Genomic DNA, 788 nt, shown 5'->3' with positions numbered 1-788 from the left:
CTTCGCCGAATGGTTGAACAACGTCGGCCGCGTCGGCATCTGGACGCTGGGCGCGCTGGCGGTGGGGGTGCTTGCCGTGCTCGCGCTGCGCATGCGTCGCCAGGCTGCCACCGATGCACCGCTGCAGTTGGACGCCGCGGCGCCGCAGCGCGTGCGCCAGTACGACATCCGCCCAGAGTCGCTGCCGGCGGACGTCGGTGCTGCCGCCTGGGCCCAGTGGCAAGCCGGTGAGCTGCGGCCGGCGCTCGCGCTGCTGTACCGCGGCGCCTTGTCTCGCCTGGTGCATCGCCATGCCTTGCCGATCCGCAGCAGCAGCACCGAGGGCGATTGCATGACCCTCGCCCAGCGCCACCTGCCTGCCGAGCCCAGCGACTATTTCGCCCGCGTGACCCGCGCGCGGCTGCTGGGCAGCTACGCCGGCCGCTGGCCCGAAGGCGAAGAGGTGCGCGAGCTGTGCCGGCTGTTCGAGCAGCGCCTGGCGCCGCCGCCGCGGGCGGAGGCACCGGCATGAAGCTGAGCGGACGCAGTGTCGCGCTGTGGCTGGGCGGGCTCGTCGTGCTCGCAGCGTTCGGCGCCTGGCTGGCCTCAGCCACCGAGTGGGTCACCCGCGACGTCTGGGATCCGCCGCAAGGCGAAGCCGCCAGCGACCCATACTTCCTGCTCAAGCGCCTGGCCTTGAAAGTCGGCGCGAAGGTCGAAACCCGGCATCAGCTGGACCCGTTGCCGCCCGAAGGCGCCACGCTGCTGCTTGAGGCGAGCCATTGGCATTTCCTGCCGGAGCGCAAGGC

The 788-nt window shown here is 72.0% G+C and carries 2 pseudogenes; both read left to right on the top strand.

Annotation, left to right across the window (positions count from 1 at the left end):
- Positions 1–511: pseudogene (locus AC1DYI_RS37330) on the top strand (DUF4129 domain-containing protein); the annotation flags it as partial.
- A pseudogene (locus AC1DYI_RS37325) lies at positions 508–788 on the top strand (hypothetical protein); the annotation flags it as partial. The pseudogenes AC1DYI_RS37330 and AC1DYI_RS37325, both read left to right, overlap by 4 nt.

The sequence above is a fragment of the Ideonella sp. P3_A4 genome (assembly GCF_056403075.1).
This window is presented reverse-complemented; position numbering and strand designations above follow the sequence as displayed.